This is a genomic window from Mycobacterium sp. SMC-4 (assembly GCF_050205565.1).
In the GTDB taxonomy this organism is placed as follows: domain Bacteria; phylum Actinomycetota; class Actinomycetes; order Mycobacteriales; family Mycobacteriaceae; genus Mycobacterium.
On sequence record NZ_JBNMQU010000008.1, the window covers coordinates 125,992 to 140,625 of the forward strand.

The window sequence follows — 14,634 nt, forward strand, 5'->3', positions numbered from 1 at the left end:
GGCGCGTGGTGAAGATCCGGTTCGGCGTGGGTATCGGCGCTGACACCGCACCCGACCGGCTGGCCGGGCTGGTCGACCGGATGGAGAACGCCGGCATCGACTCGCTGTGGTTCTCCGAGCTGGTCTACACCCCGGCTGTCGACCCGTTCATCGGTATGGCGTTCGCGCTGGGGCGGACCACACGGCTCAAGGTCGGCACCTCGGTAGCGATCCTGCCGGGCCGGCATCCGGTGCTGGTCGCCAAACAGCTCGCGTCGCTGGCGGCGGTGGCGCCCAAGCGGGTGCTGCCGGTGTTCGGGCTGACGTCGGCGATTCCCGCCGAGCGCGAACTGTTCACCGTGCCCGACGGTAAGCGCGCCGAGGTCTTCGACGAGGCGCTGCACCTGCTGCGTACGGCCCTGGAACAGGATGGCGGCGACTTCGACGGCCGGCACTACTCGCTGCGCGGCATCTCCGTGTCGCCGCGACCGTCCCCGCCGCTGGATATCTGGGTGGGCGGTTCGGCGCCCGCGGCGTTCCGGCGGATCGGTCGGTTGGCCGACGGTTGGCTCGGCAGCTTCATCACCCCCGACGAAGCCCGCAGCGGCCGCGAGCAGATTCAGCAGGCGGCCGCCGCGGCCGGCCGGGAGATCGAGACCGACCACTTCGGGATCAGCCTGGCGGTGTGCGACGGCGCGATTCCCGACGACGTGGCGTCGATGGTGCGGAAACGTCGACCCGACACCGACGTCGCCGACCTGATCGCCGCGGACTGGCCGCAGCTGCACCGTCAGCTCGACGCCTACATCGAGGCCGGCCTCAGCAAGTTCGTGATCCGCCCTGCTGCGGGTACCGACCTCGACGCATTCGTCGACCGCTTCGCCGAAGAGCTTCTGCCGCGGCAGAATTGACTGCCTTCGGCGCATCGAGCTAGCCACCGGCAGAGTAGCACAGGGTGTGCTACTCTCGTCGTTGTGGAGGCCATAGGAGTCCGAGAACTACGGCAACACGCGTCGCGATACCTCGCACGCGTCGAGGCCGGCGAGGAGCTTGGCGTCACCAACAACGGACGGTTGATCGCCAGACTCGTCCCTGTAGGGGATGCCGAGCGGTCGCGGGAAGCGCTCATCGAAGCCGGGGTCTTGATCCCCGCACGTCGGCCAAGCAACCTGCTCGAGGTCACCGCCACACCCACTGACGACAGCAAGCGCACTCTCTCCGCCGTGCTCGATGACATGCGCAACGAACTGTGATCTACGCGGACACATCCGCACTGACCAAGCTCCTGGTTGCCGAGGCTGAGTCATCGGATTTACGGGCCTTTCTCACCGCGCAACTTGACCGTGATGAATCCATCGTGACCAGTGCACTCAGCCGTGTGGAACTGATGAGAGCCGTCGCGCGTGTGGCGGTGCCGGGACTGCCTGAGCGCGCACGCTACCTACTCGACGGGGTGGACGTTCTGCCCATCACCGATTCGGTTGTCACGCTGGCCGAGACAATCGGTCCGGCAACACTGCGCTCACTCGATGCAATCCACCTCGCGGCGGCATTCCAGGTCAGGAACGAACTCACCGCCTTCGTGGCATACGACCGCCGACTACTCGAGGGCTGCCGCGAAATCGGATTCGCCACCCAATCGCCAGGGGCGGCACCATAGCAGAACAACTCAGCGCGTCGATCGGTGCGGCATCAGCGCGTCGGGCGGGACGGTGCCGAACTTGCCGGCCTCGAAATCCTCGACGGCTTCAATGAGCTCGGACTTGGAGTTCATCACGAAGGGGCCGTACTGGAACACCGGTTCGCGGATCGGCTGACCACCCAGCAGCAGGACTTCGAGCGCGGGCCGGTTCGAGTCCTGGGTACGCTCGGCGGCCACACTGATACGGTCGCCGGGGCCGAGCACGGCGAGCTGACCCTGGTGGATCGGATGCGCAACCGGTCCGACCGTCCCGCGTCCGGACAGCACGTAGACCAACGCGTTGAAGTTCCGGTCCCACGGCAGGTTCAACTGCGCGCCCGGCTGAATCGTGGCGTGCGCCAGGGTGATTGGCGTGTAGGTCGCGCCCGGGCCGCCCTGGCCGTCGATCTCACCGGCGATGACCCGAACCAACGCACCGCCGTCCTCCGACGACAGCAGCGCAACGCGCTCACCCTCGATGGACTGGTAGCGCGGCGCGGCGAACTTGTCCTTCTTGGGCAGGTTCACCCACAGCTGGATGCCGTGGAACAGGCCGCCACTCTCGACGAGTTCGGCCGGTGGGGTTTCGATGTGCAGGATGCCCGCACCCGCGGTCATCCACTGCGTGGCGCCGTCGGTGATCAGGCCGCCACCTCCGTGCGAGTCCTGATGGGCGAAGCGCCCGTCGATCATGTAGGTCACGGTCTCGAAGCCGCGGTGCGGATGCCAGTTGGTTCCGCGTGGTTCGCCCGGCTCGTAGTCGACCTCCCCCATCTGGTCCATGTGGATGAACGGGTCGAGGTCGCGGGCGCTGACGCCGGCGAAGGCCCGGACGACGGGAAAACCTTCGCCTTCGTACCCGGACGGGCCGGTGGTGATCGACCGCACCGGGCGTTCGGTGTCGGAGGGCAACGGGCCGCTCAGGCGCGGCAGCGTGAGGGTGTCGGCAGTGATGGCAGGCATGCCCACATCAACCGGACTGCGGTCCGATTCATTCCCGGGCGGTTACTGCGCCGAGCGACTCCGAGTGCAGGAATACCCTGCCCCCACGCGCCGTTACATTCCGCGACGGTGCCGGGCATGCCCCGGGCCCCATCACACAAGTCGCTTCGAGCGACCACTCGCCGAGAGGCGCAGGCGGCACCGTCCCTAAACTCTTACCGCGGCAACCTGGGTCGCGGTCTTGCTCTTCTTGTCCGCGTACATCAGTTCGTCGGCACGGCTGAGCAACTCGTCGAGCGTGCCGGCATCGGCCGCTGAGACCGCGATCACCCCGACACTGACCGACAACCGGTTCGGCGGAGTGTGCGCGTCGTTGAACTGCTGCACCGCGGCCACGATGTGGTCTTTGAGCTCGTGGGGCTCCTGAACCGAATCGGTGACCAGCACGCAGAATTCGTCACCACTGAGCCGGGCGCACAGTGCCGCCGGGTCCAGCGCGGTGCGCAACACCGTCGCCACGTCGGACAACACCCGGTCCCCGGCATCGTGGCCGTGGGTGTCGTTGACCCACTTCAGATTGTCGATGTCGAGAAACGCCAACAGGCAGCGCCCACCGGCGTCGCATGAGTCCCGCAGCTCCGGCTCGGCCCGGTCGAAAAAGCCGCGGCGATTGCTCAGTCCGGTCAGCTCATCGGTCAGCGACAGCCGCCGGATCTCCTCGGTCACCAGCTCGAGTGCGGCGGTGCGATCGGCCACCCGCTGCTCCAACTCGGCGTCGAGCGCGACGTTCTCCATCGCCACCGACGTCGAATCGGCCAGCGCCTGCAGCAGCGCCACCTCGTCGTCGGTGGGCATCCGTTGGTCCGCCCAGTACGCGCCGATCGCCCCGACCGGATCGAGCCGACGGATCGGCACCATCACCAGACTCTTGACGAAAGTGGGGCGGTACGCCTCATGCGGGATGCGCGCGTCGACGTAGATGTCCGGGATCACCACGGCCTGCCGGTGCAGCATCGTCCATCCGCTGATGCACGCCTTCATCGGGAACCGGTTGCCCTTCCACAGCGGCGCGATGGCGTCCTCGTCGGCGTAGTAGCACTGCTCCCGGTCACGCAAGACGAAGGTCGCACCGTCGCAGCCGACCAGCTGGCGCGCCGAAACACGAACGATCCGTTGAATTTCCGGCAAACTGCGGACCAACGACAGTTCCTGCACGGCCTGCAGCAAGCGGGCGACCCCCGCGCCCTGCAAAGGCTGCGCACCGCTCACATCGTCACCTCCGTTGTCCGCCCGCCATCGCCGGACGGCCGCAGTCGGCGTTCCCGACCGACATACGCCGAAGTGGGCTGGCTGCATCGTACGAAGATTGATCTTGTTTGGCACCGTAAAGGCGGGGTTCGTCCCCTCGTCTCCACGAACCGGCGCTGATCAGCCCCGGAATGCCGTGACAGCTCGCCCTCCGGACCGTCGGGCCAAAGAAAGCGAATCGACCCCCGGCGAATCCGCCCTAAACTTGCCGGTGTGCTGCCGACGCGAAGGCCTGACGTAGTTCTTTGCGTCGCCCGAGGGGGCGGTTCGGGTTTGCTGAATCCAAGTCGGCACACTATGCGCAGGCACAAACTGTCAGGGGGTGACATCAGATGCGGCGTGTAGGTGGTGTGCTCGCCGCAGTGCTCCTGACGGTGCTGTTTGCTCCGCCGGTGGCGGCGATCGAACCGCCGGTCATCGACCCCGCGGCGATCCCCCCGGACGAGACCGGCCCCGACCAGCCGATGGAACAGCGCCGCGTGTGCGCGGCGCCCACGGTGTTCCCGGATTCGAACTTCGCCGACCGGCCCTGGGCCGCCGACTACCTGCGGTTGACCGATGCCCATCGGTTCGCGACCGGCGCGGGGATCACCGTCGCCGTCATCGATACCGGCGTCAACGGTTCCGCCCGCGTCCCCGCCGAACCCGGCGGTGACTTCGTGGATCAGGCCGGCAACGGGATGTCCGACTGCGACGCCCACGGCACCCTCACCGCAGCTGTCATCGCCGGCCGCCCGGCGCCGACCGACGCGTTCGTCGGCGTGGCTCCGGACGCCCGCATCCTGTCGCTGCGGCAGACGTCGGACAGCTTCCAGCCGGTCGGCACCCGCAGCGACCCCAACGATCCGAACGCCACCCGCACCGCCGGGTCCCTGCGCAGCCTCGCCCGGTCGATCGTGCATGCCGCCAACCTCGGCGCGCAGGTGATCAACATCAGCGAAGCGGCCTGCTACAAGACCACGCGACCGATCAACGAGAACGCCGTCGGTGCCGCGATCAACTACGCGGTCAACGTCAAGGGCGCGGTGGTCGTCGTCGCCGCCGGCAACACCGGCGGCGATTGCACCCAGAACCCGCCGCCCGATCCAGCCGTGCCTGCCGACCCGCGCGGGTGGCAGGAGGTGTCCTCGATCGTGTCACCGGCGTGGTATTCGCCGCTGGTGCTGACCGTCGGAAGTGTGGCGCCCAACGGGCAGCCCAGCGGCTTCTCGATGCACGGCCCCTGGGTGGGCGCGGCCGCGCCGGGCGAGAACCTCGTCGCCCTGGGCTACGACGGCAACCCGGTCAATGCGCTGCAGGGTGAGGACGGCCCCATCCCGATCAGCGGCACCTCGTTCTCCGCGGCCTACGTTTCGGGCCTGGCCGCTCTGATCCGACAACGCTTCCCGGAGCTGACTCCCGCGCAGGTGGTCAACCGCATCACGGCCACCGCACGCCATCCCGGTGGCGGCGTCGACAACGTGGTCGGTGCCGGCGTCGTCGATCCCGTCGCAGCGCTGACGTGGGAGGTGCCGGCCGGGCCGGCCAAGGTGCCCTACGAGGTGAAGACGATCCCGCCGCCGGTGCACGTGCCGCCGCCCGACCGGACGCCCATCACCGCGGTCGTCGTCGTGAGCGGCGCCGTCGCGCTCGTCCTCGGGGTGGGTGCACTGGCCCGAAGGGCGTTGAGACGCCGATGAACAAGCTGCTGTCGATCTTCGGGTTGCGCTTCACCACCGGGCACGCGCTGGGTGCGGCGGTCCTCATCCCCGCTGTTGTTCTGGTGTTCCGTCCCCTCGATTTGTTGTGGCTGGGCATCACATTGGCCGTGCTGATCGGTTTGGGCGCTGTCGTGACGATCCGTGGCCGTCGCGTCACCGGCTGGGTGGCTGCCCTGATCGCGTGGCGACGTCGGCACCGGCAACCGCCGCCTGCGCCGTCGGAACCCGCGGTCGGCGCGACCGTCATTCCCGCAGACCACGTGGCGGTGCGCTGGCAGGGCGAGCACCTGATGTCGGTGATCGAGCTCGTTCCGCGGCCGTTCACGCCCACCGTGATCGTCAACGGCGCAGCGTTCACCGACGACGTGCTCGACACCCGCGTCGTCGAGGAACTCCTGGAGGCCTACTGCCCCGACCTACAGGCCGACGTCGTGTCCGCCGGCTACCGCGTCGGCAAGACCGCGCCGTCGGCGCTGGTCGCGCTGTACGAACAGGTGGTCGGGCCCTACCCCGCGCCGGCAAGCCGACGGACATGGATTGTGCTGCGCGCCGACCCGGATCGCACGCGCCGATCGGCCGTGCGGCGCAACGTCGGCGTGGCGGGGCTGGCGCAGTACCTGGTGTCCTCGACCACCCGCATCGCCGACCATCTCGCCAGCCGCGGCGTCGACGCGCGACCGGCCCGCAGCTTCGACGACTTCGACAACGCCACCGAGATCAGCTTCGAGCGCGAAACCTGGTCGATGATCAAGGGGCGCAGCACTTTCACCGCCGCCTACACCGCTCCCGGCGGTCCGGACACGTGGTGGTCGGCGCGCGCAGACCACACCCTGACCCGGGTGCGTATCGCGCCCGGCACCGCCCCCACCGCCACGGTGTTGCTCACCACGCTCGCCAATCCCTCGACGCCGCGCGGCTTCTCGTGTCTGTACGGCGGTCAACGCGCCGCGCTGCTGGGGGAGAGCCCGGTCACCGACCGTCATTACGAGTTGCCGATCGGGTCGGCCGGCGTGCTGGTCGGCGAGACCGCCGACCGTTACCCGGTCTACATGCCGTTCGACGACGTCGACATCAGCATCAACCTCGGTGACGCCCGGCTGTTCACCCAGTTCGTCGTGCGCTCCGCGGCGGCGGGAGCAGAGGTGACCCTGACGCCCCAGTTCCGCGAGTTCGCCGGGTACGTCAACGCCCATGTCGGACCGGTCGCCAAAGTAACGTGGCCGCACGCGACGACCTACCTCGGCGCACACCCCGGTCTGGGCCGAGTGGTGTTGCGGGACAACTTCATCGCCACTCCCCGCCACAAGCAACTGCCGATCAGACTGATCAATCCGCGTGAGGAAAGCCGCTACCAGATGGTGCTCGAACCATGAGCGGTGACGAAGTTCAGGTCAATCCCGACGATCTGCACCGCAAGGCGGTGCAGATCGAGGGACTGACGTGGGCGGATGCATCCGCGCAAGCCGAGCTGATGCCACCGGATGCGTTGCCCGTCAGCAGCGTGGCCGTGGGCAATTTGAAGGCCAATGCCGCGGCGTTGTGGGCACACCAGCAGTTCGGCAAGGTCGAGGGTCAACGCCTGGCGCAGACCCTGCACAACGTCGCCAACGCGTACGCGCAAGTCGATCAGGCCGCCGGGCAGGACATCGGCTCCACCATGGGCGGTCCGGGCGGCCCACCCGCCGACACCACGGTGTACCCGCAGAGCGTGAACATCCCCGCTCCCCCGCGCCCGACGGACATGCCGATCCCGAAAGGTCAGCCGCCCCCTGACGAGATGCTGTTCCCGCCGCAGGTTCAGGGCGCACTCGACGCCGGCGACGACGGCGCCTCGCTGCGGACCGCGGCACAGACGTGGCGAATGAACGCGCAGACACTCGAGACGTCGGCCGGCCAGTTCGAGGTCAACAGTGTGCTGTGGGAAGGCGAAGCCGCCGACGCGGCGTACCGGAAATTCAACGCCTACCGCGACTGGCTGATCGGGTTGGCCGGAAACTGGAAACGCCTTGCGGGTGAGGCTGATCGGATCGTCGAAGCCCACGAGCGGGCCCAAGCCGACCATCGTCCGATCGCCGAGGAGTACCAGCGGCTGCACGACCAGGTCATGGGGAAGCCGATGGGACCCCACACCATGCCGGCGATGGAGCGCATGGCGCAGCTGCAAAAAGAGTCCGAGGCACTCCGCAACACGTATGCCCGCGACGGGCAACCCAACCAGATCACGCCCGAAGACCCGCCCAATCCCGTGGTGTCGGGCGTCCCGGTAACAGCCGAGCAGCACCGCAGGGCCCGCAGCCGCCTCCCCCAGGACGGTCAGGGCGCCGGCGGGGGCGGGGGCAGTCCCGGCGCCCCCGCGCAGGGCGGCGCGCCTCAGGCCGCGCAGGAGCCGTCAGCGCCACCGGCCGGTGCTCCTCCTGCGAATCCTCAAGTCCCGCAAGGCGGTTCTCCAGCGGGTAGCCCGAAGGAGGGCGGCGGCGCTCCGGGCGGCGCGCCGAGTGGCGGCTCACCCGGCGGCGGCGCACCAGCGGGCGGCGCACCGGGTGGCGGCATGCCTGGCGGGGGAATGCCGGGCGGCCCGAAGACCGATTCCCCGCGTAAATTCGACCCGGCGTTGCGGCCGGCGGCAGCGGGCGGCGGTGGGGCCGGCGCCGGTGGTGGCGGCGGCGGTGGGATTCCCGCCGGCCCGATGCAGCCGGCAGTGGGCGCCGAGACGGTGGCCCCGACTCCCGTCGTCGCCCCGGTGACGCCCGCCGCTGCAGCGGGGGCTGCCGGCGGAGGTGCCGCGATGGGCGGCGGCATGGGCGGTATGGCGCCGATGATGCATGGCGCGCAGGGCAATTCGGGTGACAAGAAGCGCAATCCGCAGCTGTCGGAGGACGAGGACCTCTACACCGAGGACCGGCCCTGGACCGAGCCGGTGATCGGCAACCGGCCGCGGCGGCGTGGGGGGATCGATGACGGGAAGAAGGACTCGCAGTGACCGACGACGTGCATCCTGAGGTGGCCGCGGTGCTCAAGCAGGCGCGGCGGCTACAGAACCTGATGGATGAGCAGCTCGAGAAGATGGCGTCGGAATCGTTCACCGCCTCGGATGACACCGAGACGGTCGAGGTGACGCTCAACGGGCATCACTGGTTGCAGGACGTGCACATCAAGGACGGGCTGCTTCGGCTGGGTGCCGAGACTGTCGAGAATCGTGTCAACGAGGCGCTGCAGAAAGCCAACGACGAAGCATCAGCGTCCATCGAGGCCGACCGGGAGCGCATCGACGCCGTGGTCGCCGAAATCACCGCAGAACTCTCCGACGAGGTATGACCGATCCGGCCGTCCGTCAGCGGGGCGAGGGGTTCGGAACCTCGACGCTGCGGATCTGCTCACCCGATCGGTTGTCGGTCTGCTCGTAACGCCCCGCAGCATCGCGGAGTTTGGTGCCGTAGCTCCGTGCACCGCCCGCCAGCGCCGACATCTCGGCCGCCACGGCGGTCTGGGCGCTGCGGCAGGCAACTGCAGTCTGCAGGCCCGGGACAGCGGCGGCCGCGTCACCGAGTGGTGCCTCGGCCTTGACATTCGCCAGCCGCTCACCGGCGGCGGTGAACGAGTTACCGGCGGTGCGTAGTTCGTCGGTGTTGACCTTCAACATGCCGCTCATCAGGCCCCTAGAACCTCAGATTGCGGAGCAGGTCGTACACCCCGGCGATCCACAGCAGCATCGGGATCACCGCGGCGATGGCCGCTCCGTCGAACAGTTCGAAGATCCGCTTGGTCACCGGGGACACCCGGCGCACACCGTCGGTCGCGCCGATGATGATGACCGCGCACAACGCCACCACGGTGTACACCGCGAGCACCAGCCACGCCCGTTCCGGGTACCACAGGCACAGGCGCACAGCCACACCTGTCGGGATCGCCACGGCCGCAGCCATCAACGCCCAGGCACACCAACGATCGGCGTAGAGCCGCGACCGGAATCCGCAGACGATGGTCACCAGTAACGCCACGATCATCGAGTGCAGGAAGAAGTGCCCTTGCACCACCACCGCGATCGCGCCGATGCTCAAGGTCACGGCCCCGGCCGAAAGAAAACCGATCAGCAGGCGTTTGGCCAGTCGGCTGCGCTCGGTCAAGCGAGCGGCCGAGTCCGGCACCGAGGCGATGATGGCCTGCCACGTCTCGGATTCCTCGGAGGTGTCCAGTGTGGTGACGGGGTCGAGGAGCTCCTCGTTGGACACCGTCTCGCCGGGCGCCGGGATCGGTGGCAGCGCAATCCGGGCCACCGCCACGGTCAGCTTCGCGGCGTTGGTCACCACGATCAGGCCGAAGGCGATGGCTCCGGCCGGAACCCAACTGCCCCAGCCGTATCCGTAGGCGACCGCCGCGAGCGTCACGGCCAGCGCGCCCACCGCGAGGAACGCCCCGACCTCGGCCCGCCGCCGTGGACCGCCGCGCGTCGCCAGCACCAGGAGCAGCACCAGCGCACCGGCAGCCGCGATCTGGGGCGCGCCCAGAGAATCGACACCGCGGGGTAGCGGCACAGCCAGCGCCACGGCGCCGGTCAGGGTCGCCAGCGACGACACCAGCAGGCTCTCCGCCATGTCGAGGTGGTCAAAACGTTTCTGCGCCAACATGCTCGCGCCCATCAGGCCGGCACCCAGCACCCCCAGGGCGACGGCCCACCACCAGTCCCGCCCGGTCGACGCCCACGACAGCATCGCGACGACGGTGACCATGACAGCGGCGACGGGCAGCACCAGACCGACGAACCGGTACAGCGCGCTGCGGTCGAACTCCGGTGTCTCGTCGAGGACGGCGATCGCGTCGATGACGTCCTCGACCAGCGGCCGGTACCGCTCAGTGCGGCTGACCGGGACCAGCGTCAGAAGCGACCCGTCCACGACGCCGGCCTCGTCCAGTGATGCGGAGTGCCTGATCGGGGCGGCGCCGGGCCGCGCGAACGACCACACCCCCTGGGCCTTGAAGTCGAAGCCCGCCAGTACGTCTTCCGGGGTATCGGCCAGGATGTCGGCGAGCACCGCGACGGTCTCGTCGACATAGCTTTCGATCGGCGCGGCCGACGGCAACACCAGGTCGGTCATGCGCCGACCCGTCAGGACGGTGACGCGGGTCGTCGACGGTCGCCCCGTGGCCGGGGTCGGCGAGGTGGGGGACGGAGCTGTCGCGGTCAACGCCGTTCGAGCCTGTCGAAGTCGTCGGACAGCGCTGCGGCCAGTTCGACGATCCGGCGTTCGAACGTGCTGCCCAACAGGTCGAGTTGGATCTCGGTGCCGGCAGCGATGTGTTTGTCGTAGGGCAACACGATCACCCGGCCGGGCGCCACGTGCCGTTCGAACTGCTGCACCAGATCCTCGACGTCGATGTTCGGCTTTCCGGGGACCACGTGGTTGATCACCACACACGACCGGCCCAGCAGGTCCTGGTAGCCGTTCTGCCGCAACCAGTCCATGGTGATCGCGGCCTGTCGGGCACCGTCGATCGACGCGCTGGCGACGATCACCAGGCCCGACACCGTGGACAGGACACCTTTCGCCCCGGGCTGGAACAGCCCGGCCCCGCAGTCGGCCAGCACCAGGTTGTAGTAGCGCGACACGATGTCGGTGGCCGCACGCCAGTCTTCGTCGTTGAACTCGCGGCGCGCCGCGCTGTACTCCTCCGACGACAGCACTTCGAGGTTCGCGCTGTTCATGCTGGTGTAGGCACGGATGTCGTTGTAGCGGTGAAGTTCCTTGTCCGACAGCAGATCTGCGATGGTGGCCGCGGACTGGCGGCCGGCCCGATCGGCGAGATTGCCGCCGTCGGGGTCGGCGTCGATGGCCAGGATGCGGTCGCCGCGGATGCTGCTGAGCGCTGATCCGAGCGCGACCGTGACCGCGGTCTTTCCGATGCCACCTTTCAGACCGAACACACCGATCTGGTACGAGTCGCGGGCGTTGCGGCGGATCCGGTTGTGCAGATCCATCTCGTAGAGCTCGTCGGGCGACAGGCCCAGGTTGAGCCGGGTCAGCAGGTAGAGCCAGTGCCGCCAGCCGCGCTGCGGCGGCAGCTTGACCGCCGACCGCACTCCGACATGCGACAGCGCGTCGATGGCTCGCTGATTACCGATCGCGGCAGCCGACTTGGGCGCCTGCTGCACAACGGGGTGGCGATCGACAGTGCCCTCGGTGAAGTGCTGGCTCGGAGACGGCGGGGGCGCCGGACGCGGCACCGGAGCGGGAGCGGGGTGCGGCTGCTGGTGCCGCGCACCCGAGGTGTGCTGCGTCTGCGGCACACGCATCAACCCGTTGTCGGGCAGTTGCTGCGGCGCCGGCCCCGGGGTGAGCGGGATCTGCGTGGTCACCTCGGTCTGGCGTGGTGGTGGTGCAGCCGCACCCTGAGTGTTCAAGGGGTTGACAGGAATCGGCGGCGGCGCCTCGTGGCGCGGCATGCCACCCTCGGGAACCGTGGGCTCGCGTCCCGCAGGCGGCGTTTCCCGATCCTGGTCGTCGTCGACCGTTCGCAGCGCATCCGGGGAGTGGAAAAGCCGGTCATAGTCGGCCGACATGTGCACCTCTCAAAGTCGTAGTCGGGATGGTGGCACACGCGGTGGGCGATCGTTCATCGTTCGGCGGATCGCCCACCGCTGTGCTCGAGTGCGCTTATGTGAAGGTTCCGATCACACCGTTCTCGGTGGTGCCCATGTTCTGGCCCGAATTGCTCACGGCGTGGCCGAGGCTCTGCAGGGCCTGGTTGATCTCCATCGAGTTGTTGTCCCACCGCTGCTGCACGGCCTGGTAGGACATCGAGCCCTCGCCCATCCACGCGGCCTGCAGGCGCGCCAGCGAGCCCTGTCCCTCTTCGAGTAAACCCAGGGTGCGCTGCACCGCGGCCTGCAGTTCGCCTGCGCCGCTTTCGATTCCGGCGAAGTTGTATTCGATCAGTCCCATGTCTGTTCTCCTAAAGTCTCGGGTGGTCGGTCAGAGCATCTGGTTTGCGAGTTCGTCGGCGTTCTGCGCATCGGTGTTCTGATACGACGTGCCGCTGATGTTGATGTTCTGCGAGATGTCTTCGAGCAGACGGATCTGCTGGCCCGCGGCCTCGTTGAAGCGCAGCAGCGCGGCCTGCGCGGCGGCGCCGGCACCTTCGCTGTTCATGCTGGCTTGCAGGGCGGCCGCGGTCGACTCGACCTGGCCGAGAACAGTGGCGAGCTCGCCGCAGATGCGGTCGAAATTCGCCGCCTCCGCCATCAACTGCGGGGTATCCGCATTCACCAATCCCATTGCTGACCCTTCCTTCGATTACCTGTGCTCTCGTCGGTTGACGAGCTCCCCGACCCAGGCGGCCGGCAAGTTTGATGTGGTCGACGACTTACCAGTCGTCTTCTTCGTCCTCGCTGAGGTCGTGTGCCAAGGGGGCGGGAGCGTTCAGTCCGTCGCGGTGCCCGCCGCTCTTCCCGCGCTGTCCGAGCATGCCCATCGGCGCGCCCATTCCGCCGCCGGCGCCGCCGATCGGAGCGGCTCCGACCCCGGCACCCCCCGCCGCGGCACCGGCGCCCACCGACACGGGGTTCATGCCCGGCATCAGTTCCTTGCCGACCAGGTTGGACATCAGCGGGGTGCGCGCCGAGGTACCGCCGGCGCCCGGAAGCGACGCGGCGCGCACGAGCCCGGCACCGGTGGCGGCGCCGTTGCCGCCGAGCGCCGGATGGTTGGAAAACGGTGTGGCGCCCAGTAATCCGACCTGCGCGCCCTTGTCGCCGCCCATCCCGCCCATCTGACCGAACAGCGACGACACCTGTTGCAGCGGCTGCGCCAACTGCTGGAACGGCTGGGTGACGCCCTGCAGCTGCTGAGGCGCCTGCCCGAACGCCGATCCCAGCTGGGACACGAGCTGCATGCCCATCTGCATCGGGTCCTGCTTCAACATGCTGGACGAATCACTTTGCGAGCGTGCCTGATTCGCGGCCTGGGCCGCTCCCTGCTCGGCACGGCCGGCCTTGAGGTTCGCCTCGTCGGCCTTGCCCTGCCCGCTCACGTGCGCGAACACCGCGTTACGGACGGCGGCGCCGCCCATCAACGGGGCTGCACCGGCCATGCCGGTCGCCAAGGCCGCCTCCGCAGCACCGGGCAGCACGATCGGTTTGGGCATCGCCACCGGCTCGAACGTGGCGTTGACCATCGTCTCGGACTGGTAGACGCTCATGACGGTGGCTGCCTGGTCCCACATGCGGACGTAGTCGGCCTCGTTCAGCCCGATCGGCACGGTGTTGACGCCGAGGAAGTTGGTGGCTTCCAGCACCGCGTGGGTGACGTGGTTCAGTTCGATCTCGGGCAACGGCGGCGTGGTGGCCATCGCCGTGGAGTACGCGGTGGCTTGCGCGGTGGCCTGCATCGCGCGCTTGTGTGCCTGCAGCGACAGCATGCGCAGCCACACCACCATCGGCATCGACGCGGTGATCGCCCGTTCGCTGCCCATGCCCTGCCACATCTGCGCCAGCGAGGCCAGGCTTGCGGCGAGCTCGTCTGCTTGTGTTTCGAGCGAGATCGCGAACGCCTCCCAACCCGCGGCAGCCTGCAACATCGGCGCAGGCCCGGCTCCGGCCATCAGGCGCGAAGTGTTCACCTCCGGAGGGAAGGCCCCCCAGATCGGCGGGATGGGAATGGTCGGCACGGCCATGGCGTACTCGGTTGTCTCGGCGCTCCGGCTCAGGCCAGAGTGGCGCCGTTCTCCCCGTCGACGGCCTGGTAGATACCGGCGATCTCGATGACCGTGGCACCGGCGCGGGCCAGCTCTTCCTGGGCCATCGCATTGATCCCCAGTGTCTGCAGACCCTCGGCCATGAAGGCCGCGGACGCCATCACCGACACCTCGTCCGCCCCGGCCGGCGCCAGTGCGCTGACCTCTGCTGTGGCTGCCGTGCCGGCCGCCAAACCGCGGGCGCCGTTCGCGACGACCTGACCTCCGACACCGGCCGCACCGGCGTTATGACTCAACGGCTGCATTTGCTGACTCCTGCCATCCGTGTAGGGATCG

At 68.6% G+C, this 14,634-nt stretch carries 16 protein-coding genes; 7 read left to right on the top strand and 9 right to left on the bottom strand.

The window, feature by feature from the left end; genetic code table 11:
- Positions 1-8: 8 nt before the first annotated feature.
- From ACQI46_RS15555 to ACQI46_RS15565, 3 genes are all read left to right on the top strand, one after another.
- Positions 9-890: a TIGR03854 family LLM class F420-dependent oxidoreductase gene (locus ACQI46_RS15555; protein WP_427095076.1), complete on the top strand. Its 882-nt coding sequence runs from the start codon at positions 9-11 to the stop codon at positions 888-890.
- 63 nt (positions 891-953) lie between these two features.
- The gene (locus ACQI46_RS15560; RefSeq protein WP_427094913.1) at positions 954-1,232 is read left to right on the top strand and encodes a type II toxin-antitoxin system Phd/YefM family antitoxin; all 279 of its coding nucleotides are present in this window, start codon (positions 954-956) and stop codon (positions 1,230-1,232) included.
- On the top strand, positions 1,229-1,639 hold the full coding sequence (locus ACQI46_RS15565) for a type II toxin-antitoxin system VapC family toxin (protein WP_427094914.1): 411 nt from the start codon (positions 1,229-1,231) through the stop codon (positions 1,637-1,639). The genes ACQI46_RS15560 and ACQI46_RS15565 overlap by 4 nt, the downstream gene beginning before the upstream one ends.
- Positions 1,640-1,648: 9 nt before the next feature.
- Here the strand turns inward: ACQI46_RS15565 and ACQI46_RS15570 are convergent, their stop codons facing one another.
- Positions 1,649-2,623, bottom strand: a complete 975-nt coding sequence (locus ACQI46_RS15570) for a pirin family protein (RefSeq protein ID WP_427094915.1) — start codon at positions 2,621-2,623, stop codon at positions 1,649-1,651.
- A 186-nt stretch (positions 2,624-2,809) separates the two neighbouring features.
- Positions 2,810-3,871 (bottom strand): diguanylate cyclase domain-containing protein, encoded by a 1,062-nt coding sequence (locus ACQI46_RS15575; RefSeq protein WP_427094916.1) that lies wholly within the window; start codon positions 3,869-3,871, stop codon positions 2,810-2,812.
- Between the two features lie 371 nt (positions 3,872-4,242).
- On the opposite strand from ACQI46_RS15575, the gene mycP reads away from it, so the two are divergent.
- The 4 genes from mycP to ACQI46_RS15595 are packed head-to-tail and all read left to right on the top strand — an operon-like array spanning position 4,243 to position 8,925.
- Positions 4,243-5,589 carry a type VII secretion-associated serine protease mycosin gene (mycP, locus tag ACQI46_RS15580; RefSeq protein WP_427094917.1) on the top strand — a complete coding sequence of 449 codons (1,347 nt, stop codon included), beginning with the start codon at positions 4,243-4,245 and terminating at the stop codon, positions 5,587-5,589.
- Entirely contained in the window at positions 5,586-6,983 is a 1,398-nt protein-coding gene (gene eccE / locus ACQI46_RS15585) for a type VII secretion protein EccE (RefSeq protein ID WP_427094918.1), read from the top strand. The genes mycP and eccE overlap by 4 nt, the downstream gene beginning before the upstream one ends.
- Positions 6,980-8,590 (top strand): PPE domain-containing protein, encoded by a 1,611-nt coding sequence (locus ACQI46_RS15590; RefSeq protein ID WP_427094919.1) that lies wholly within the window; start codon positions 6,980-6,982, stop codon positions 8,588-8,590. The genes eccE and ACQI46_RS15590 overlap by 4 nt, the downstream gene beginning before the upstream one ends.
- Entirely contained in the window at positions 8,587-8,925 is a 339-nt protein-coding gene (locus ACQI46_RS15595; RefSeq protein WP_427094920.1) for a YbaB/EbfC family nucleoid-associated protein, read from the top strand. Before ACQI46_RS15590 ends, ACQI46_RS15595 begins: the two co-directional genes overlap by 4 nt.
- Positions 8,926-8,941: 16 nt before the next feature.
- Here the strand turns inward: ACQI46_RS15595 and ACQI46_RS15600 are convergent, their stop codons facing one another.
- From ACQI46_RS15600 to ACQI46_RS15630, 7 genes are all read right to left on the bottom strand, one after another.
- Positions 8,942-9,259 carry a type VII secretion target gene (locus ACQI46_RS15600; protein WP_427094921.1) on the bottom strand — a complete coding sequence of 106 codons (318 nt, stop codon included), beginning with the start codon at positions 9,257-9,259 and terminating at the stop codon, positions 8,942-8,944.
- 7 nt (positions 9,260-9,266) lie between these two features.
- Positions 9,267-10,793, bottom strand: a complete 1,527-nt coding sequence (gene eccD, locus ACQI46_RS15605) for a type VII secretion integral membrane protein EccD (protein WP_427094922.1) — start codon at positions 10,791-10,793, stop codon at positions 9,267-9,269.
- Complete coding sequence (locus ACQI46_RS15610) at positions 10,790-12,166, bottom strand: ESX-1 associated ATP-binding protein EpsI N-terminal domain-containing protein (protein WP_427094923.1); 1,377 nt, start codon at positions 12,164-12,166, stop codon at positions 10,790-10,792. Before ACQI46_RS15610 ends, eccD begins: the two co-directional genes overlap by 4 nt.
- A 94-nt stretch (positions 12,167-12,260) precedes the next feature.
- Complete coding sequence (locus ACQI46_RS15615) at positions 12,261-12,548, bottom strand: WXG100 family type VII secretion target (RefSeq protein WP_098005647.1); 288 nt, start codon at positions 12,546-12,548, stop codon at positions 12,261-12,263.
- Positions 12,549-12,578: 30 nt separating this feature from the next.
- Positions 12,579-12,881: a WXG100 family type VII secretion target gene (locus tag ACQI46_RS15620; protein WP_427094924.1), complete on the bottom strand. Its 303-nt coding sequence runs from the start codon at positions 12,879-12,881 to the stop codon at positions 12,579-12,581.
- An 88-nt stretch (positions 12,882-12,969) separates the two neighbouring features.
- Positions 12,970-14,277, bottom strand: coding sequence for a PPE family protein (locus tag ACQI46_RS15625; RefSeq protein WP_427094925.1), 1,308 nt, complete (start codon positions 14,275-14,277; stop codon positions 12,970-12,972).
- A gap of 29 nt (positions 14,278-14,306) precedes the next feature.
- Positions 14,307-14,603, bottom strand: a complete 297-nt coding sequence (locus ACQI46_RS15630) for a PE family protein (RefSeq protein WP_427094926.1) — start codon at positions 14,601-14,603, stop codon at positions 14,307-14,309.
- Positions 14,604-14,634 lie beyond the last annotated feature (31 nt).